Genomic DNA, 18,582 nt, shown 5'->3' with positions numbered 1-18,582 from the left:
ATGTTAAAACAGCTATTTCCAATTAAGCATGTAGCGGGTTATATATCGTCTCTCGTCCTTTCAGCGGTTGCACTCGTCGTTCTGCTGGATATGCCGGCAGCTTCGAAATTGGCCGTTCTGCTGGTTACCGCTATCCTGCAGGCAACCGTTCAGCTCATGCTGTTCATGCACGTCGGGGAAAGTGATGACAAAAAATCCGTTTACATCAACATTGCCTACGCTCTGTTCGTTGGCCTTGTCACGATCTTCGGAACGCTGTTCATCTTCGTATGGGGCTGGTATGCTTAATCCCTGCGAATATCTTTGAATTTAAAATATGGCGATGAATGTTCGCATGCTGAACCTATCATCCAATATCAAAGAGGGTATCCCAAAAGATCCTAGATCTAGCGGGATGCCCTCTTTCTTTTATACGACGCTTCGTGTACGAATCGTTCCTCCCATCCTTCAGACATACGGAAAGAAACCGTTTCTTGGTAAAATGGATGTGCTACCACCATTTACGAAAGGAACGGTTTCTTTACATTCAATACACGATAGATCAACTTTACCAGCCAATGGACTTGGAGGACGACATTAGTCACGCCCTGCATCCATGTCTAGAATTTCATCAATCTCACTCTGGAGCTTCGTAGTCAGGGTCTGTTCGTCTCCAATAATCCAGGCGTGATTATAAGGAGCTTCCTTAGGGGACGTGCCGCTCTGACGCCGTATCGAGTCTACATACTTCGTAATGGAGCGTGGCACCCCGTCGCGGTCCGTAAACAATAAAGGTGCATGCTTACCCATATGGGACAATGGAGCGGCTGCAATGGGCAATACGGGCGAATCTGTGGTTGAGAACGAGAGGCTGTAACCCGGCGATTGAACGCCCCAACCAAAGCCTGTAACGGGATCATTGAACTGAGCAAAATGTAAGGCATTCTCGAACGGGTCATCCCCGGATATCCGCGTCACCTTCCCATATTGCCGCAGCTCGTCCTCGACTGCCCGGGATACCACCTTTTCGGGACCGATGATATAGATATTCGCTTTCCCTTTCCGCTTATGAAGCGCCTGTGCCGTCACTTCAGGCACATACTTCTGGCGAACATACAGCATCGTTTCCGGCATATGGGCAATCCAGCTTACCGCAGGAAGCGTATAATCCGGACGATCCATCGATCCGACAATAACCGAGGTGGGTACAGATCCGGATACCTTAGCAGCGTATTCATCAATAGCGGCTGCTGCTTCTGCTGGCTCCCCGGCAGCAATGTGATCGGTCTTATATTCAAGCCCATGTAGCTCCTTCATCACCCTATCCGAAATCGGGCCGACAGTAATAATCTCAATGCCCTTGTTATGCTCCGCTCCCCTTGGCTTCAGCCGTCTCAGCTCTTCCAGTGTCTCCTTGGGAATCCCCTCTTCTTCCACAAACAGTAGAGGCCCTTCGCTAAGCTGGGTCAGATCGACGCTAACAGCCGCAATGGACCATTGAGCCAATTCCACCAGAATCACCGCCTGCGGACGACTATGCTCATTCGTGGACTGCCACAGCGTCTTGGAGGTCAGTACAGCCGCACTTACTGGATCGGATGTATTCAATCGAATGGTGTTCTTCGTAGCGGACCAAGGTACAGGAACATCCTTCAGCAGCTCCTTGCTGTGAACAGCCGAGGGAATGGAGGGCTCGGAATGACTTTGAGTCTGACTCCATGCGAGGATGCCTGCCGTTAACAGGGCAAGAGCCCAGCCGGCGATCATTTTTTTCACCGTATATTCCTCCTGTCTCACAATAAAGCGTCTCTAGGATAGATATCCTCCACCCTTGATGCTGTTAATTCTACAGATCTTCCATTAACTTCTCCTCATCCATATCCGGCGGCAGTCCCGGCCGGTCATTGGAACGGTTTCGTCTCCATTGCTCCTTCAGCATCTTCACAAACACGTCATCCCTGGAGAGCCAGGCGCCATACTGCCGCTTCATGTGCCGCTCCGCCTCCTCGAACGATCTGAACCGGAATGGGAGGGGTTCCCCGTTCCACTCGACAATCCATTCCCCGGCGTGGGCATAAACAAACAACAGATCCTCACTCCAGCTTTCGTATAGAACACCGGACTCCGTCCCCTTCATGTTGAATTGATTCCGTGAAGCGTCGAACCGGATCGGTTCCAGCTCAAACGAGTCAGCAGCAAATAATTGATACACTTCCTCGTTAATCGTGCACCCCGCTGCTTTGGGATGACCGCCTCCCCCGTATCGCATCGCCACTTCGGACACATCCACGTGATCATGAATCGTACGAAGGCTCATTTTCCTTCCCCCCATGTTCAAGATAGAAATGTAATCCAGGTGAGGATATGTCGTTCCCAGCTCGCTGGCAAGCTCAGAATGATAGGATTCGGCATATACAATGCCTACGCAGTGCTCCCCCACGAAGGTCTGAATGAGTTCCCGCTGCTTACGGCGGATGTAACGATCGATTTTATTCTCTTCCATGTCCAATATTTTTTTTTCAAACTCATCAAAGAAGAAGCCCCCCTGCTCCCGCAGACGCTGCGTCATCTTGCTCTCAAATTCGTCAAGGGACAACATATAGAACAAATCATTCAGACGTTTAGCCTCAATCTTCTGATTCTCTTCCCATTCCCATGTATCATAGAGGCGGACCAGCTCTACGAATTCGTCCAGTGCCTCGCTTCTGCCCAGATGTCCATGCTCAATTAAATATTCATAGAATAGTGAGGTTGCCGATGCTGGGCGGCCGTCCCGATGCGTGACATCCACTTGCCCCCAGCTATATTCATTCAAGTGAAGAGCCGTTTTGTGGTGATCAATAAGCTGCACCTGCCCTCCCTCTTCGACAAACACGTTCAGTTCCTTCTCCATATCCGGAGCGACGGACAAATCCGTAATAAACAACACATCATACGGATTCTCCTGCACGGAAGTCCGGTTCAGATACCTTGCGACTTGCTGATTCAAACCGTGAATGGAGTTGTAACGGACATCAATTCCTTCGGCGAAAGCGCATTTGGCGATAATGCCGCATCCGACACCATCCAGATCATTATGGCTGTATAGATGATACATTGGTGACTTCCTCCAAACAGTAGGTGGAATGATTAGCTGATTCTGTCTTTCATCCCTTTACGGTTCCCTAAAATCTATCGCTTTAACCCCTGATAGCCCCATCCGACGTTACAATGGGACAAAAAAAGAAGCGGCTTTAGCAGCCGCTTCTTTTTGGGATAATAAAATATTATGCCTGTTGAACAGGTCTCGGTCCTTTGGATGCCATAACCTCATACATGCCGTGGCTGGAGCTAATCACATGCTCAGGCTGCGGCTTGCCGCGTTTATCACGATGTCCTTGAATATGTGCGGGACTGGTTTCCCAGCGTTTCCAAGCTTCCTTGGATTCCCAGCGAATCATGACGATGACTTCTTCTGTTTCGTCGGTACGCTTTGCATTCTTAACAAGGACATTCAGATCGATGAAACCTTCAATTTCTTCAATGGGTCCCGGCTTGCTAAAACGCTCAACAACCAAATTGGATGTGCCTGCTTTAACAATAATCGTTTTCGTCTCGATCAACATATTGAACGAACACTCCCTTAGCGAAAATAACCGTAAAATGAACGATATTCTTCCATTCTAAATGATAACGATTATCATTGTCAAATTCTATCCTTTCACTCGATAAACAAAAAAAATCTGACCAGCGTCAGCCTGCTGATCAGATCATTATTAATTCAGTGAAACATGTTGCATGGAATTACAAGCCGTGCAATCCTCCTGTAAATAAAAAAGCGAAGTAAAGCCAGCCTTCTTCAGCTTGCGCGCAGCCAGGATACCATCCGAACGCTTCGGTGTTACAATGACCACGGAGTCATCGGGTCTGAGCTCCTGCTCCCACACATACGGCAATCTTCCGAGAGAGATGTTAATCGTCTCTTTCTGCGGACAGGCCATATATTCGGTTACATCGCGTACATCGAGCACTTTCAGATTCGGACATTCCTTCTGAGCCTGTCGAAGTTCACTGCACTTCATGAACCGCAGGCCAGTTATAGGTACATACCTCCGGTAATATATACTGAATATAAATATAATCAGAGCGACAGATGCAATCAGCACGCAGCATTCCCCCATCATTGTCATGTGCATCAGCTTGATGCTTGGTGGAAAGAGCACGGGACATTCAACCCCCAGCCCTACCCCTACGGGTATATAGTATGTGCTTCATGTTTAAATGTCAATACATCATGACAAAGCGCATTCTTCAATTTCAAAGCCCAGGTCTTCAATCAATCCCCAGTCTGCGGTATGCGCCTGGCCTTCTGTCGTTAAATAATCGCCGATGAAAATCGAGTTGGCTGCGTATAATCCCAGCGGCTGCAAGGAACGCAGATTGACTTCGCGTCCCCCTGCAATTCGAATCTCCTTCGTGGGGTTAACAAACCGCATCATGGCAAGAATCTTCAAACACATCGTCGGGGTCAATTCCTTGCGCCCTTCAAGAGGAGTGCCCTCAATCGCATTCAAAAAATTGCAAGGAATCGAATCCGCTCCAAGCGATTTCAGAGCAAACGCAATCTCCACCCGTTCTTCCAGGCTCTCGCCCATCCCGAAGATAGCTCCGGAACAAGGGGACATTCCGGAAGAGCTTACCTGCTTCACGGTATCTAACCGGTCATCGTATGTATGCGTGGTCGTAATCTGTTCATAGTTATCTTTGGAAGTATTCAAATTATGGTTATATCGATGCACACCAGCATCGGCGAGCTTACGCGCATGGTCCTCATTCAAAAAACCCAGGCAACAGCACACCTTCAGCTGAGTAGTCTGTGTAATCTCCTTCACCGCTGCGACTACATGATCAATCTCTCGATTGGTAGGACGGCGACCGGAAGCCACGATGCAGTAGGTGCCCGCCTTTCGGCGAATCGACTCACGCGCGCCTTCGAGAATTTTGTCTTTGGTAAGCCATGCATATTTATCGATAGGCGCTTCCGAAACGATGGACTGGGAACAGTATCCGCAATCTTCAGGACACAAACCGGATTTAGCGTTTACAATCATGTTCAGCTTGACCTTATTCCCGTAGTACTCGCGGCGGATGCGATATGCAGCCTGCATAACCGTCAGCAGTTCCTGATCCTCGCTGTTCAGAATGGCCAAGGCCTCAATCGGCGTAATATCATGCCCTTGCACAACATGGTCAGCCAGCGTAGCCCAATCATAATGGATTTGAGTCGTCATATCTTCATTCTCCCTCTCCGTTTTAAATGTTAACCTCTTTAAATAAAAAATAGGTTAACAATAAGAGTAATAATAGCATAGATGACAAAACAGTGACAATCCTCCAGCGCAGCTTTTGCAAGAAAAAAAAGGACTGCTTCATCCATGCCTGCGTCAGGCTTGATGAAACAATCCTCTTCCTCGTTAACTACTGCTGGCTTTATGGCGCTCGCTTGGGCAGCATTTTCACATATTCATCGGACAGCTTCATTAACTGCAGAATATAGTCATAATCGCTGCGATACGGCGTGATGTCCGTTACGGGCTCCAGCGTCTTCAAGGAAACCGCCATGCCGTCCTCAAATCCGTCTCCAGGCACGAACAGAATGTCATTATTAAAGAAAGACCCTGTCGGTAAATAATATCTCATCCCGATTACATTGCGATCTACATTCAGCAGGTCATGCCCAAATGCGTTAAAGCCTTCGTCGTCAAGCGATACGCCTAAAAGGTTAGCGACGGTTGGCAGAATATCGACCTGACCCCCCACCTGCTCGATGACCTTTCCTTCCTTCATGCCGGGTACATGAATGACAAGCGGGATATTAAATCGGCTGACCCGCTCATGGTAAGGAATGCCCAGTGTTGACGAGATTAGATCGGCGTCCGCTTCTGCTGGATTGATGCCGAAGTGATCCCCGTACACCACCAATACGGTATCATCCCACAATCCGTTCTGCTTCAAACGGTCAACCAGAGTTCCGAGTGCATAATCCGAATAATTCACCGACTTCAGGTAATTCCCCAAATGGGTCCCTTCCAACTCAGCCGGCAGGGTGATCTTAGCAAATTCATCCTTCACATGATACGGAGAATGGTTGGATACCGTGATGTAATGAGCATAAGTAGGCTTGTTCTGCTGCTCATTCTCCAGCAGCTTGTCCACGCCGACACGGAACAGCTCTTCATCGGAAGGACCGAATTCATTGAAGTTATCATTCGTGAAGTACGGCTTGTCGTAATAATGCTGAAAATCAAGTGCAGGGTACATTTTGCTTCGATCCCAGAACTTAACATCATTCACGTGGAATGTCGTTGTAGCATAACCTTGCTTGTTCAAGAGCCGTGGCAGACCCGGCAGCTCTTTATTTCCGAACCCGGTGGACATCGCCACCGTTCCGGTCGGATAAATCGAAGTATTGACCGCAAACTCGGCATCCGAAGTGTTGCCTTGTCCGATCTGTTGGAAGACATGCGGGAAATACAGACCGCCATCTGCAAGCTGGTTCATCACCGGTGTCAGCTCCTGGCCATTCAGGGATTGACCCACCGGAAAGTTCTGCAGCGATTCCATCTGAACGATAATCAGATTTTTGCCTTTGGCAGCGCCGAAATAGTCCGGCTTGTCCTTTGCTTCCTTAACATAAGGATAGGTCGCCAGCAGTTGCTGGGACCGCAGAATGGTGTCCTGCAGACTCCCTTCAGCTAAGGCACGATTCTCCTGCGAATTCCGGATCACGGCCGATACCTGATAATTCATAAAGCCCATCTGCTCCGCGCGCACGATTTCATTCTCGATTCCCCATTCTTTCCGGATAATAAGTCCGGACAGAACACTCGTAATGACCAGCACTACCGTCATGGAGATGCGCCACTTCATTCCAGGTCTGCGCGAATAGGATGCGGAATAACTGGAACGGACTCCACCAAAATGCAATCCTCTTCGCGAGCGCGAACGAATTTTTCGAACCGCCCATATGACCAATAGGACTAGCAGGTCCAGGAAGAAGAGAAAGTGCTCCGGCTCTAGCAAAGCCGTAATGCTGGCTCTTACCTGGTTTACTTGACCAATACCCGCAAGCGCGGTATACGTCGGTATAGACCCAAAATGAACGTTATAAACCGCGGACGCAAACATGATAAAAGATAATACGACATCTAGGATCACATAGACCATCTTTTTCCCTCTTACCGGCAGGATCAGCTCCAGTAAGCTAATCAGGACCAACAGGGACAGCGCGTCGGTGAGCACCTTCCCCCATACGACCCCATTAAACAGAAACACTCTTAGAAGGATCAACTTCAATAAGAGCGTCAAAAAAACGAGTATGCTTAATTTCAACCTTTGTTCAAGGTAGCGTTCCATTTTCCATTCCCTCTTTTGTGTAAATATAATGTTAAATTTCAGCTTCCATTATAACAGGAATGTAAACGTCAATCTAATCTGCCCATTCCTTCGCCCCCCCTGGTCAATTGTCCAATGCATGATCCTTACGTATCACGTAGGATAAAGCATCCCAATCAAAAGGCTGGAGGGTTTAAGACATGAAGATGGTTGTAACCGGCGGAGCAGGCTTTATCGGCTCCCACCTGGTGAACGGACTCGTTAATCAAGGCTATGAAGTCCATGTGATCGATAACCTGACAACCGGAGATCCAGGTCGCCTGCACAGCGAGGCAATTTTACATGTAGCCGATGTAAACAGTCAGCAGACAACTGCATATATCTCCGTGCTGAAGCCGGACGTCGTATTCCACTTGGCCGCACAGGCCGACGTGCAGCGATCGATCAAGGAGCCTCGACTTGATGCGGATGCGAATGTTATGGGCACCATCAATATACTTGAAGCATGTCGTAAAGCTGGGGTCCGTAAGATTGTGTTTGCTTCGACGTCAGGCGTATATGGGGACCTGGAAAAATCTCAGCTGACGGAGGATGATCCGGTTAATCCGATCTCCTTCTATGCACTTTCCAAAGTGGTAGGTGAGCAATATATCCGTTTATACCACCGCTTCTTCGGCCTGCAGTACACCATTCTTCGTTATGGGAATGTCTACGGACCGGGTCAGACTGCGAATGGGGAAGGCGGTGTTGTGGCTGTATTTGGTGACCGCCTGCGTCAAGGCGCTCCGTTTCATATATACGGCGATGGCGAACAAACCCGGGATTTCATTTATGTTAAAGATGTGGTTGAAGCGACCCTCGCCTCCATCCAACACGGGGATGAGAGCGTTCTTCATGTTAGCACCGGCACTGGCCATACCGTCAATTCACTCGTCGATCACATCAGCAGGCTGCATCCTAACCGCATTGATGTCAACTATCTGCCTGCGAAGAACGGCGATATTCGGCATAGCTGCCTGAATAATGAGAGAACCCGGGCATTGCTGCAGTGGAGCCCGTTATTTAGCCTGGAAGAAGGAGTGGAAGAAACCTACAGACACTGGCTTGGCACATCCTAGTTTCCCAAATGAACGGTAGCAAATGAACATAGAAACAGCCATATTCCTCGTCATTCCAAGGAATATGGCTGTTTTTAATCGTTCCGGTTAGGGATACGAAAAACATCCCAAACATAGCGCTTCGTTTTGTCAGAAAAACAGGCGAAGTCCCACCAAAGTCAGGATCCCGACGATGACGGTGGCAAACAGGCTTTTCGTGAGAAAAGCGGTGAGGAATGCGGGCACGGCCGCAATCAATTCGAGTGTATGCCCACCTGGATCTACACGTCCATCCGATAGGAGCAGCTCCTGGGCTAGCAGAGCTCCCATGACGGCAATCGGCACATGATTGAGCCACCGGATCATCATCTCCGGAATGCGGAGCTTGCTCAGGATCATAAGCGGCAAAACCCTTGGAATGAGGGTTACGACAGCGCAACCGATAATCAGTATGGCGATATGCCATCTTATTTCCATTGTTCGATCACCATCCCTGCAGTAGCCGCAACCATAATTGCGACAATCACTGCCGCGCTTCCCGGCAGAATCGTACTGACTGCTACTACCGAAACGGCGGCAATCATAACCACCATGAAGTCAAGTTTATACTTCTTCCGGCTGATCCATTGCAAAGCCAGCAAACCGATAAACATCCCGGGCAATGCAAAATCCAGGCCAAACTTCTCCGGATCCGGAATCCACTCCCCAACTAGCCCCCCCGCTACGTTGGCTGCACACCAGAACAGATATGCCGTGATATTCAGGCCGACCATCCATTGATAGCCGAGTCTCTTCTGCTCGGTGGCCTTGGCTGCCGCAACACCAAATGTCTCGTCGGTTAACAGGGAGCCGATAAAGAAGCTTTTTCCTGAGGAAAGCCCTTTAAAATACGGGGCAATCGCGGCGCTTAACAGTAGATGCCTGGCATTAACAAAAAATATCGTAACAATGATCGATAGGATCGGGCTAGCAGCCGCTATCATCCCTGCAGCAATAAATTGCCCGGAGCCCGCATAGAGCAGCAGCGAAATGAGCGTAATTTCGAGCAGGCTGAAACCTGCGGTGCGCTCGACAACACCTGCCGCAAAACCGATGCTCAGGTAGCCCAGGAGGGTTGGAATACAATCTTTAAAGCCTTGAAGGTAGGTGTTTCCCTGGCTTCCTTGGTTTCCCTCTATACCTGCGGGAAGCCGTTCTGACTTGGTGCTCATCTGTGTTCGATTCCTCTCTTACTCTACAATTCTATTTTTAATTACTATGAATTCTTCCTGCTGTCTTGTCAACGCTGTTACACCGTTTGTCCATCAAAAAAAGCGTCCCGGGATGCTCCTCATTCGCCAAGAACGCTTCTTCATTCGGTTTATTTAGCTGCTTAAGGCTTCAGGATGACTTTGATACAGCCATCCTTTCGTTCATTGAAGATATCGTAGCCATGGGCAGCCTTCTCCATCGGGAGCCGGTGTGTGATGATATCCGAAGGATCTATAGTCCCCTCTTTCAACATTTGATATAGGTGCGGCATGTAATGAATGACGGGTGCCAGTCCCATTTTTAACGTAATATTGCGTTCGAACAGCTCTCCAAGCGGAAATGCATTATAAACAAGCCCATACACGCCGGTTAGCTGGATGGTCCCGTATTTACGTACCATACTCACAGCCATGCGGAAAGCACCCAATGAGCCTCCCTGCAGTCTCAGCATGCTGCCCAGCATTTCAGTAGGGGTCCGTTTGGCGTCCAAACCAACACAATCAATGACAACATCTGCGCCGCCCTTGGTGATCTCTTGGATATAATGCTCGATTTCGGGGATTTTCTCAAAATTGTAGGTTTCCACAAGATTGCTCCGTTTCGCATGCGCCAGCCTGTAATCCACATGATCAATCGCAATTACCTTCTTCGCGCCTTTTAGCCAGGCAAACTTCTGCGTCAGCAATCCAATCGGACCGCAGCCCAGAACAATCACGACATCGCCCGGTTTAACTCCTCCGTTCTCCACGCTCCATATGGCTGTGGGCAGCGCATCGGAGAGCATGAGCAGCTTCTCATCTTCCATCTCGGCGTCCTCAGGAATAACAAAGGGCATGGTATTTCCATAAGGGACGCGCAACAGCTCTGCTTGGGCACCTTGAAAACCGCCGAACGCGTCACTATATCCAAAAAAACCGCCGGTATTCTTGGCTTCATTCGCATAATCGCATTGGCTCTCCATGTGATTCTGGCAGAAGAGGCATTTTCCGCAAGATATGATAAAAGGAATAATTACACGGTCACCCACTTTGACCCTGCTTACTTCCGGACCTGCATCCACAACGATTCCCAAAGGCTCATGGCCGATAATGTAATCATCGGTCAGCTGTTGTAATCCACCGTTATATAAATGCAAATCCGATCCGCAGATGGCCGTGGTGGTGACCCGGATCAGGACATCCTCGCTGTGCTGAAGAACGGCGTCCTTCATCTCCTTCACTTGGATCCGATGTCTGCCTTGATAAGTGACTGCTTTCACGCACGAAACCCCTTTTCAAGTCAATATCCATTTTTGTAATTATTTGACTTTTTTTAGGATCAGTGTACGCAAATTCAATCATAACTACTCTGTCAGGGCAAAAATAAAGCGAAGTTCACCCCAGCGCTTCGGGTTGAATGTCTACCGGCTGCTTTTTTGATTTCCCGACTTTCAAGAATAATACCAGCCCTAACAGCACAAGCGCTCCCCCTGCCGCCTGCAGGGAATTCATCGACTCATTCAATAGGAGAAAAGCCAGTACACTCGCTCCAACCGGCTCTCCGAGAACGCTCATTGATACGGTTGAGGCTGTGGCATACTTCATCAACCAGTTAAATAACAAATGGCCGAATACCGTTGGCACGACAGCCAGTAAGGCAAATATCCCCCACTCTCGTCCGGAATACCCCGTCATCGGAATGTTCATGCCCACGTTATACACCGCCAGTACGGACGCTGCTACCGCAAAGACAAGCCAGCTGTATAGGAATGATGGCAGACGGCGCAGCAGCAATTGACCCAGCAGCATATGGACAGCAACCGCAGCCGTCCCCAGCAAAGACATGATATCACCTGTCAAATGACCCTTGCTCCCACTAAGCCCACTGCTTCCAATGAGAAGAAAGACACCGAGGAAGGCGATGGCCATGCCTCCGATTGCCGCCAGCGATGTTTTCTCCTTAAACCAGAAGTAAGCACCCATCATCACGAATACCGGCTGAAGAGCAAGGATAATCGTGGAGCTGGCTACGCTCGTCCACTTCAAGGAGCCCATCCATAACAAAAAATGCAGAGCCAGCATCGCTCCGGATAGAAGGAGCAGCAGCAGATCTGTTCGCTTCAGCGATTTGATATCCGGCACATATTTTCCCGCAAAGGGCAGCATGATCAGGAACGTGATCACTAGTCTGTACATCGCTTGAATGGATACGGGGCTGCTGGACCATTTTACAAAAATCGAGGAAAAAGAAATAGCTATGATGCCGATAAACAGAGGAATAAATACGGGAATCGGTGCTCGGTTCGAATTCATGATGGTTAAATGATTCACCTTTCGTGTTATATTAGAGAATGATTTTAAAATTATAACATTCGGAAAAGGATAATTGGCATGAAAAAGAAAGACCTTCGCAACCAAATGACCCCTCCCAAATTTCTGGCGATCGGCTTTGCCTCGATTACACTGATCGGGACATTCCTGCTTAAACTTCCCATCGCTACGGCAGACGGGAGTTCTACCTCGATTGTAGATGCTCTATTCACAGCGGTTTCCGCCATCAGTGTAACGGGTTTAACCGTTGTGGATACAGGGACTCATTGGTCCATGTTTGGACAAATTGTTATGCTCATGCTCGTTCAGCTTGGCGGATTGGGCTTTATGACCTCAGCCACCTGGATTGCATTGATGTTCAATCGCAGAATCTCGCTTCGCGAGCGCATGATCCTTCAGGCAGCGATGGGACAATACCAAATTCAAGGGATTGTGGATCTCATCCGCAGAGTGCTCATATACGCTCTGATCATTGAGGGGGCAGGCGCCTTGCTGTTGACGCTCAGGTTCTCCGCCATTATGCCGCTTTCCGATGCGGCTTACTTTGGCATATTCCAAAGCATCTCCATATTCAACAATGCAGGCTTCGATCTCTTTGGCCAAATTCACGGACCTTTCTCAGGGTTTGCAACCTATGTAGCGGATCCTTTTGTCAATATCGTCGTGATGTTCTTAATCTTCCTTGGGGGAATCGGCTTCATCGTCATCTTTGATCTTATTGAATATCCGAAATGCAGGAAACTGTCGCTTCACTCCAAGGTTGTATTGACCGTGACTTCACTGTTAATCGTAATCGGGGCTGTCATGATCTTTATTCTGGAGCACGGCAATCCCAAAACACTAGGGCCGCTCTCATACCCGGTAAAAATCATGGCTTCCCTATTCCAATCGATCACTCCGCGTTCCGGTGGCGTCAGCACCTTGGACATCGCAAGTCTGGAGCAATCCTCCCAATTCTTCATGATTCTCCTGATGTTCATCGGGGCAGCACCCGGATCGACTGGTGGCGGCATTAAGGTGACCACCTTCGCCGTGCTCATTGGTGCTGTCGTTACGATGATCCAGGGAAAACGTGATGTTGTTCTTTATCGCAATCGAATCTCCCAAGCCCTGGTTTACCGTTCCATTACGCTGACGATTTTATCGTTGCTGCTACTGGTAGGAGCTTCCATGTTTCTGTCTGTTACGGAATCTGGCGAATTCTTAAGAATTCTGTTCGAGGCCGTATCCGCGTTCGGTACAGCCGGGTTATCCATGGGACTTACAACCGAGCTGTCCGGGGTTGGCAAGATCACCATCGCCCTGCTCATGTTCCTTGGCCGGTTAGGTCCGCTAACCCTTGCTTACGCGCTTAGTCGTAAGAATAATAAAGAACTGTTCCGCCATCCGGAAGGCCGAATTACGATAGGGTAGGTTGTTCATATCCGCTGAAAGCTTATAAATTCTTTAATCTTAAACAAACCGTACCCTTCCCTTCCATGGGAGGTGTACGGTTTGTTTTCATTGGTATCCATTTCTGATTCGTCTTTTATTCGCCGAACTCGCTGGCATCAATGGCTGCATCCAGCAAATCATCAAACAGCTCGTTGTCGGCTTCAATCCGCTCGTCAATCTGAAGAAACTGCTCTTCGATTCCTGGCTCGCCTGCAAAGTTCAGGCTATAGTCCCAGTCCCGGCCATTCTTGCTCAGGAATGTGATCTCGTAGGCTGATGCATGTCCATTTATAGAAAATACGGTATATCCTACGAACTGATCGCTATCATCCCGCTTCATATCCGCACGCTCGATTCGGACTTCTGACACGTTTCCACGCTCCTTCATTACGTTGTAAAGCACTCACAAGACTCAGTATATCACTTTTCTTGGCAGCTGATTATTGTTTTTCTTATGCGGCTTGATCTAGTATAATATGGGTTGTTAAATTAAATTGCATTGGAGGGTACCAAATGTCCGATTTCAATACATACTTGGACAAATATGCCGAGTTGGCTGTAAAGGTTGGAGTTAACATACAGGAAGGACAAACTTTAGTGGTTCATGCTCCTGTTGATTCCGCAGAGTTCACTCGCTTGATTGCCAAAAAGGCATACGAAGCGGGTGCCCGCCTGGTTAAGATCCTGTGGACCGACGAAACGATAACAAGACTTCAATTCGAAAAGGCTGCGGATGACGTCTTTACCGAAGCGCCAAAATGGTATGCCGGCGAAATGACGGAATTGGTGGAGAACGGCGCAGCCATTCTGCATGTGCTTGCCGAAAATCCCGATTTGCTCAGCGGCATTGATTCCGAGCGTATCGGAAACTTCTACAAAGCGCGCGGGGAGGCATTGAAGCAATACCGTGCCTATCAGCAGTCCGACAAGTTTAGCTGGTGCCTGATCGCTGTGCCTTCGGCTACTTGGGCTGCCAAGGTGTTCCCGGATGCGCCGGAGTCCGAGCAGGTTAGCAAACTGTGGGATGCCATTTTCCACACCGTACGCGTGGACCAGGATAACCCGGTGGAAGCCTGGAACAAGCACCTCGAAGTGCTTGAAGCGAAATCCTCCGTGCTGAACGCTAAGAAATACAAGAAACTCCACTATATCGCACCGGGAACCGATCTTACCATCGAGCTGCCGGAAGGGCATATTTGGGCCCAAGGCGACAGCATTAACGAGCGAGGACATTCCTTTGTGGCTAACATGCCAACAGAAGAAGTATTTACCGCTCCTCTTAAAACAGGCGTCAACGGAACCGTACACAGTACGAAGCCATTGAGTTATGCCGGAAACATCGTGAACAATTTCTCCCTTACTTTTGAAGAAGGTAAAGTGGTCAGCTTCACGGCAGAGCAAGGTTATGAGACCCTTGAGCGTCTCCTGAACATGGATGAAGGTGCCCGTTACCTTGGTGAAGTGGCGCTGGTGCCGCATCAATCCCCGATCTCGGAGTCAAACATCCTGTATTACAATACATTGTTTGACGAGAATGCTTCCAACCACCTAGCACTCGGCAGCGCTTATGCTTTCTGCTTAGAAGGCGGAAAAGATATGAATCAGGAGCAATTGATTCAAAACGGTCTTAATACGAGCGTAACCCATGTCGATTTCATGATCGGCTCCGGCGAAATGGATATTTACGGAGTGACGGCAGATGGCCAGGAAGAACCGGTATTCCTGAAAGGAAACTGGGCATTTTAAGAAACGATACAGAATAAGCAGCTATTTCTTAGGAAGTAGCTGCTTTCTTTGAAATTTTGCGGCCATTAATTGACCTGAGGTTGATTTACAAACAGAATAATTGTGCGATAATCAAGAAAGCGAACGAAGATACTTAAAATGCGTGTTCAAACGACAACTTTTTGAACAACCTTTAATGGTAGCATAAAAGAAATGGAGGGTCTGTCATGTCCAGCTTTGAACAAAAATTGGAACGCTATGCGGAGCTTGCAGTCAAGGTGGGTGCCAATGTGCAGCCGGGACAAACGCTGGTTGTTAACGCAATGATCGATGCCGCGCCGCTAGTACGTCTTATCGTGAAAAAAGCTTATGAAACGGGCGCCAAGCAAGTTAAGGTGAATTACAGTGATGAGGTTGTGAACCGCATACGGTATGATCTGGCACCAGACGAAGCTTTTCTGGAGCCGCCGACATATTATGCGGAGGAAGTGACCGAGCTTGCCGAGCAAGGAGCTGCTTTCTTGACGATTCTCTCTTCGAACCCGGACCTGCTTAAAGGCGTGGATCCGGAGCGCATTTCCAATTACCAGCGTACATATGGCGCAGCCATGGCGAAATACCGGCAGTATCAGCAAGCCGATAAAATGAGCTGGACCGGCATTGCCTACGCTTCCCCTGATTGGGCTGCCAAGGTCTTCCCTGACGTTCCGGCCGACCAGCAGGTGGACAAAATGTGGGACGCGATTTTCCACGCCGTTCGCGCGGATCTCGAAGATCCCATTGGTGCATGGGAGGAGCATATCACGACCCTCCAGCACAAATCGGATGAGCTCAATGCCAAGAAGTATCATAAGCTCCGCTTCACTTCACCGGGTACGGATCTTACGATCGAGCTTCCGGAGGGGCATATTTGGGCCCAGGCGGGCAGCCACAACGAGAAAGGTGAGCGGTTCGTTGCCAACATTCCGACGGAGGAAGTATTCACCGCTCCGCTCAAAACCGGCGTGAACGGCACGGTACGCAGCACGAAGCCTTTGAGCTACGGCGGCAACATCATCGACAATTTCTCGATTACGTTCGAGAAGGGTCGCATCGTTGATTTCTCCGCGGAACAAGGCGAGGATACCTTAACCCGCCTGATCTCCATGGATGAAGGCTCGCATTATCTTGGCGAAGTTGCGCTTGTGCCTTATCGCTCTCCGATCTCGGAAAGCGGCATCTTGTATTACAACACGCTGTTTGACGAAAATGCCTCCTGTCACCTGGCCATCGGCAGCGCGTATGCCTTTAACCTTGAAGGCGGCAAGACCATGACGTCCGAACAGCTTCAAGCAAGCGGTCTGAACACCAGCATTACCCACGTCGACTTCATGATGGGCTCCAAAGAGCTTAATATTACCGGTATCACTCATTATGGTACGGAGGAGCCTGTATTCATCGACGGGAATTGGGCTTAATCCGCTACAATTCCGCTATGTGCACGACAAGCACATCGTAATGAGATCGGAACTATACTACAGAGCAGCCCTTTAAACAAAGGCTGCTCTGTTTTTTTATCATAATGGACTTTCTACGCCCTTCCTGATACAACTTCAACCCCATTTCGATTAATACCGATAGGTTACCGAGCATATGATGAAGAGATGGACGCATGTCTATGACTTGCCATTTTAACTCATAAGCTAAGCGCTTCAAACACATGACTTCATAAGGATAGACCCATTTTCCGGAAACAGTCTTCAGAGCTGGCTGTTATTAGAATTAATAGGGCTTTTTTACCCGATATGTTGTAAAATGATGAGAGAAATAGGATGGTTACACCAGAGAGGGGATTATCGCGTGTCCAACCGATTACAGCTCCTCCTTGCAGCAGATTTCGCTGATCTGAGCGAACCTATTCAGGAAGAAATCTATTATGAATTTTATGACCTCGTTTATGGACAGATACTGTATGTCGTACGGGATCATGCTGCTGTTGAGGATATCATTCAGGAGTCCTTTATAAAAGTGATCACAAGTAAGCCGAATTTTGAAACGGAAAGCAAGATGCGGGGATGGCTCCGAGTCGTCGCCAAAAACTCAACCATGAATTATTTAAGAAAAAATAAAAAATACCGTAACCAAGTGGATGTTGAGAGTGTTTTTATTAATGAAGAGGACGTGGCAGTTTCTTCCACAAACGTGGAACATCAGGTGGAGTCGAATATGCTGGAGGAATCCATCGAGCATTATCTCGACCAATTGAAGCCTGAATACAAGCTATTGATTGAGTACCGTTGGAAGCATAGTCTGACGTACAGGGAAATCGCTGAGCTGCTGAATACTCGTGAAGAGATCGTGAAGCAGCGCTTGTTTCGAGCCAGAGAATCCGTAAAAAAAATGCTGTATAGAGAGTGGGGTGAATTGGATGAGCAACGAAAAATACGATGATTGGTTTGATGAGGCCTTTGACGAAGCCTTTGATCGTGCAGCATCACGTTCCTCACTCCCTACTGACAACGAATCCAAACGGCAATCCTGGCAGCAGGTGCAGCAGCAAATCAAACAGGTAAACAAAAAGAAACAGCGTCGACGCAGATTTCAGTTAGCCGGAGTCATCGCCGCATCGATGGCCTTTGGTGCGTTGATATTCTCTCCATCCTCTGTAACTCAAGCGGTAACACCGGTTTATCAGGAGATCAAGGATTGGGGAAATGGTGTGGTTACTCAAATATTCGGTATGCGAGAGCCTGTTGATGAGGGCAAGGCATTAACTGCTCCCCCACCGGAACAAGGAATAGAGCCAGAAGAGTATGTAAAGCCAGCTGAATTAGTGGACACCGAATATGTTCCTTTCACAGATACCGATGAATCTCTGACAGAGTCACAAAAGCGTGCCGTATTTAAAATCCCAAAAATCAATTATCTTCCGGAAGATTACAAATTCCATGAGGCTACCGCATTAACAAAGGATGAAAATGCAGATTTTGACGAGCTTCATCTTCAATATAAAAATTCGGACGATAAGTTTTTCTATATTGATCTCATCGGGATGCAACTTGGCAAAATGATTAATCTCAATGGAGATATCAAGAAGACGATTGTTCTTGAATCCGGAGCGAAAGCCTATTTAACCGAGAATAACCTGCGCTTCTTATACGATAATGATCAAGTGGTTGTATCCATTAGCGGCTTCTTCACGGAAGAAGAATTCATAAAAATCGCAAACAGCATACAATGATTTTTAGATGATCTAAAAAAAGAACTGGCTGCCCCCAAAGTATATGGTTTCTTTGAAAAACAGCCTGGATTTTCACTCATGCACCGTAAAAAGGTCAAAGACAGGCTCAAATTGAGGGCTGGTCTTCGACCTTTTTATTTTATGATTGTCCCCATGAGCAGATGATAAGCCATCGATGGGTGAGACGATTCTT

Annotated in this window: 18 protein-coding genes; 7 read left to right on the top strand and 11 right to left on the bottom strand. The window is 48.3% G+C overall.

Going from position 1 to position 18,582, the window contains the following annotated elements; translation table 11 throughout:
• Complete coding sequence (qoxD, locus tag MKY48_RS13430) at positions 1-288, top strand: cytochrome aa3 quinol oxidase subunit IV (RefSeq protein ID WP_098743425.1); 288 nt, start codon at positions 1-3, stop codon at positions 286-288.
• Positions 289-576: 288 nt separating this feature from the next.
• Here the strand turns inward: qoxD and MKY48_RS13425 are convergent, their stop codons facing one another.
• The 6 genes from MKY48_RS13425 to MKY48_RS13400 all read right to left on the bottom strand — a co-directional run bounded on the left by MKY48_RS13425 (position 577) and on the right by MKY48_RS13400 (position 7,374).
• Entirely contained in the window at positions 577-1,746 is a 1,170-nt protein-coding gene (locus MKY48_RS13425) for a cell wall-binding repeat-containing protein (RefSeq protein WP_339293506.1), read from the bottom strand.
• A 79-nt stretch (positions 1,747-1,825) separates the two neighbouring features.
• Positions 1,826-3,076: an oligoribonuclease gene (locus tag MKY48_RS13420; RefSeq protein ID WP_339293135.1), complete on the bottom strand. Its 1,251-nt coding sequence runs from the start codon at positions 3,074-3,076 to the stop codon at positions 1,826-1,828.
• A 169-nt stretch (positions 3,077-3,245) separates the two neighbouring features.
• The gene (locus MKY48_RS13415) at positions 3,246-3,584 is read right to left on the bottom strand and encodes an antibiotic biosynthesis monooxygenase (RefSeq protein ID WP_213644932.1); all 339 of its coding nucleotides are present in this window, start codon (positions 3,582-3,584) and stop codon (positions 3,246-3,248) included.
• A gap of 150 nt (positions 3,585-3,734) precedes the next feature.
• Positions 3,735-4,181, bottom strand: coding sequence for a rhodanese-like domain-containing protein (locus MKY48_RS13410; RefSeq protein ID WP_339293134.1), 447 nt, complete (start codon positions 4,179-4,181; stop codon positions 3,735-3,737).
• A 69-nt stretch (positions 4,182-4,250) separates the two neighbouring features.
• Complete coding sequence (gene bioB / locus MKY48_RS13405; RefSeq protein WP_339293133.1) at positions 4,251-5,249, bottom strand: biotin synthase BioB; 999 nt, start codon at positions 5,247-5,249, stop codon at positions 4,251-4,253.
• A gap of 199 nt (positions 5,250-5,448) precedes the next feature.
• A complete protein-coding gene (locus tag MKY48_RS13400) occupies positions 5,449-7,374 on the bottom strand; it encodes an LTA synthase family protein (protein WP_339293132.1) in 1,926 nt (641 codons plus the stop codon).
• Between the two features lie 179 nt (positions 7,375-7,553).
• On the opposite strand from MKY48_RS13400, the gene MKY48_RS13395 reads away from it, so the two are divergent.
• A complete protein-coding gene (locus MKY48_RS13395; protein WP_339293131.1) occupies positions 7,554-8,471 on the top strand; it encodes an NAD-dependent epimerase/dehydratase family protein in 918 nt (305 codons plus the stop codon).
• Between the two features lie 129 nt (positions 8,472-8,600).
• Here MKY48_RS13395 and MKY48_RS13390 read toward each other — a convergent pair whose 3' ends face one another.
• The 4 genes from MKY48_RS13390 to MKY48_RS13375 all read right to left on the bottom strand — a co-directional run bounded on the left by MKY48_RS13390 (position 8,601) and on the right by MKY48_RS13375 (position 11,992).
• Positions 8,601-8,927 (bottom strand): AzlD domain-containing protein, encoded by a 327-nt coding sequence (locus tag MKY48_RS13390; protein WP_098743408.1) that lies wholly within the window; start codon positions 8,925-8,927, stop codon positions 8,601-8,603.
• Entirely contained in the window at positions 8,918-9,661 is a 744-nt protein-coding gene (locus tag MKY48_RS13385; RefSeq protein WP_339293130.1) for an AzlC family ABC transporter permease, read from the bottom strand. Before MKY48_RS13385 ends, MKY48_RS13390 begins: the two co-directional genes overlap by 10 nt.
• Positions 9,662-9,822: 161 nt before the next feature.
• Positions 9,823-10,959: an alcohol dehydrogenase catalytic domain-containing protein gene (locus MKY48_RS13380; RefSeq protein WP_339293129.1), complete on the bottom strand. Its 1,137-nt coding sequence runs from the start codon at positions 10,957-10,959 to the stop codon at positions 9,823-9,825.
• 115 nt (positions 10,960-11,074) lie between these two features.
• Positions 11,075-11,992 carry a DMT family transporter gene (locus tag MKY48_RS13375; protein WP_339272508.1) on the bottom strand — a complete coding sequence of 306 codons (918 nt, stop codon included), beginning with the start codon at positions 11,990-11,992 and terminating at the stop codon, positions 11,075-11,077.
• Between the two features lie 78 nt (positions 11,993-12,070).
• Here MKY48_RS13375 and MKY48_RS13370 point away from each other — a divergent pair, with 78 nt between their 5' ends.
• Positions 12,071-13,423, top strand: a complete 1,353-nt coding sequence (locus tag MKY48_RS13370) for a TrkH family potassium uptake protein (RefSeq protein WP_339272506.1) — start codon at positions 12,071-12,073, stop codon at positions 13,421-13,423.
• Positions 13,424-13,538: 115 nt separating this feature from the next.
• Here the strand turns inward: MKY48_RS13370 and MKY48_RS13365 are convergent, their stop codons facing one another.
• Entirely contained in the window at positions 13,539-13,814 is a 276-nt protein-coding gene (locus tag MKY48_RS13365) for a hypothetical protein (protein WP_213644941.1), read from the bottom strand.
• A gap of 143 nt (positions 13,815-13,957) precedes the next feature.
• Here MKY48_RS13365 and MKY48_RS13360 point away from each other — a divergent pair, with 143 nt between their 5' ends.
• From MKY48_RS13360 to MKY48_RS13345, 4 genes are all read left to right on the top strand, one after another.
• Positions 13,958-15,190 (top strand): aminopeptidase, encoded by a 1,233-nt coding sequence (locus MKY48_RS13360; RefSeq protein WP_339293128.1) that lies wholly within the window; start codon positions 13,958-13,960, stop codon positions 15,188-15,190.
• Between the two features lie 206 nt (positions 15,191-15,396).
• A complete protein-coding gene (locus MKY48_RS13355; protein WP_339293127.1) occupies positions 15,397-16,626 on the top strand; it encodes an aminopeptidase in 1,230 nt (409 codons plus the stop codon).
• A 382-nt stretch (positions 16,627-17,008) separates the two neighbouring features.
• Positions 17,009-17,599 (top strand): sigma-70 family RNA polymerase sigma factor, encoded by a 591-nt coding sequence (locus MKY48_RS13350; protein ID WP_098743387.1) that lies wholly within the window; start codon positions 17,009-17,011, stop codon positions 17,597-17,599.
• Complete coding sequence (locus MKY48_RS13345; protein WP_339293126.1) at positions 17,577-18,389, top strand: DUF4367 domain-containing protein; 813 nt, start codon at positions 17,577-17,579, stop codon at positions 18,387-18,389. Before MKY48_RS13350 ends, MKY48_RS13345 begins: the two co-directional genes overlap by 23 nt.
• Positions 18,390-18,582 lie beyond the last annotated feature (193 nt).

Source organism: Paenibacillus sp. FSL W8-0187 (assembly GCF_037969755.1).
Classification (GTDB): Bacteria; Bacillota; Bacilli; order Paenibacillales; family Paenibacillaceae; genus Paenibacillus_AQ.
Note: the sequence above shows the minus strand (reverse complement) of the source record. Positions and strands in the feature narration are given on the sequence as shown.

Excerpts from the sequence above, each read along its gene's own strand:
- qoxD (WP_098743425.1), top strand. The coding sequence starts at position 1 with ATGTTAAAACAGCTATTTCCAATTAAGCATGTAGCGGGTTATATATCG.
- MKY48_RS13425 (WP_339293506.1), bottom strand. The coding sequence starts at position 1,746 with ATGATCGCCGGCTGGGCTCTTGCCCTGTTAACGGCAGGCATCCTCGCA.
- MKY48_RS13420 (WP_339293135.1), bottom strand. The coding sequence starts at position 3,076 with ATGTATCATCTATACAGCCATAATGATCTGGATGGTGTCGGATGCGGC.
- MKY48_RS13415 (WP_213644932.1), bottom strand. The coding sequence starts at position 3,584 with ATGTTGATCGAGACGAAAACGATTATTGTTAAAGCAGGCACATCCAAT.
- bioB (WP_339293133.1), bottom strand. The coding sequence starts at position 5,249 with ATGACGACTCAAATCCATTATGATTGGGCTACGCTGGCTGACCATGTT.
- MKY48_RS13400 (WP_339293132.1), bottom strand. The coding sequence starts at position 7,374 with ATGGAACGCTACCTTGAACAAAGGTTGAAATTAAGCATACTCGTTTTT.
- MKY48_RS13395 (WP_339293131.1), top strand. The coding sequence starts at position 7,554 with ATGAAGATGGTTGTAACCGGCGGAGCAGGCTTTATCGGCTCCCACCTG.
- MKY48_RS13390 (WP_098743408.1), bottom strand. The coding sequence starts at position 8,927 with ATGGAAATAAGATGGCATATCGCCATACTGATTATCGGTTGCGCTGTC.
- MKY48_RS13385 (WP_339293130.1), bottom strand. The coding sequence starts at position 9,661 with ATGAGCACCAAGTCAGAACGGCTTCCCGCAGGTATAGAGGGAAACCAA.
- MKY48_RS13375 (WP_339272508.1), bottom strand. The coding sequence starts at position 11,992 with ATGAATTCGAACCGAGCACCGATTCCCGTATTTATTCCTCTGTTTATC.
- MKY48_RS13370 (WP_339272506.1), top strand. The coding sequence starts at position 12,071 with ATGAAAAAGAAAGACCTTCGCAACCAAATGACCCCTCCCAAATTTCTG.
- MKY48_RS13360 (WP_339293128.1), top strand. The coding sequence starts at position 13,958 with ATGTCCGATTTCAATACATACTTGGACAAATATGCCGAGTTGGCTGTA.
- MKY48_RS13355 (WP_339293127.1), top strand. The coding sequence starts at position 15,397 with ATGTCCAGCTTTGAACAAAAATTGGAACGCTATGCGGAGCTTGCAGTC.
- MKY48_RS13345 (WP_339293126.1), top strand. The coding sequence starts at position 17,577 with ATGAGCAACGAAAAATACGATGATTGGTTTGATGAGGCCTTTGACGAA.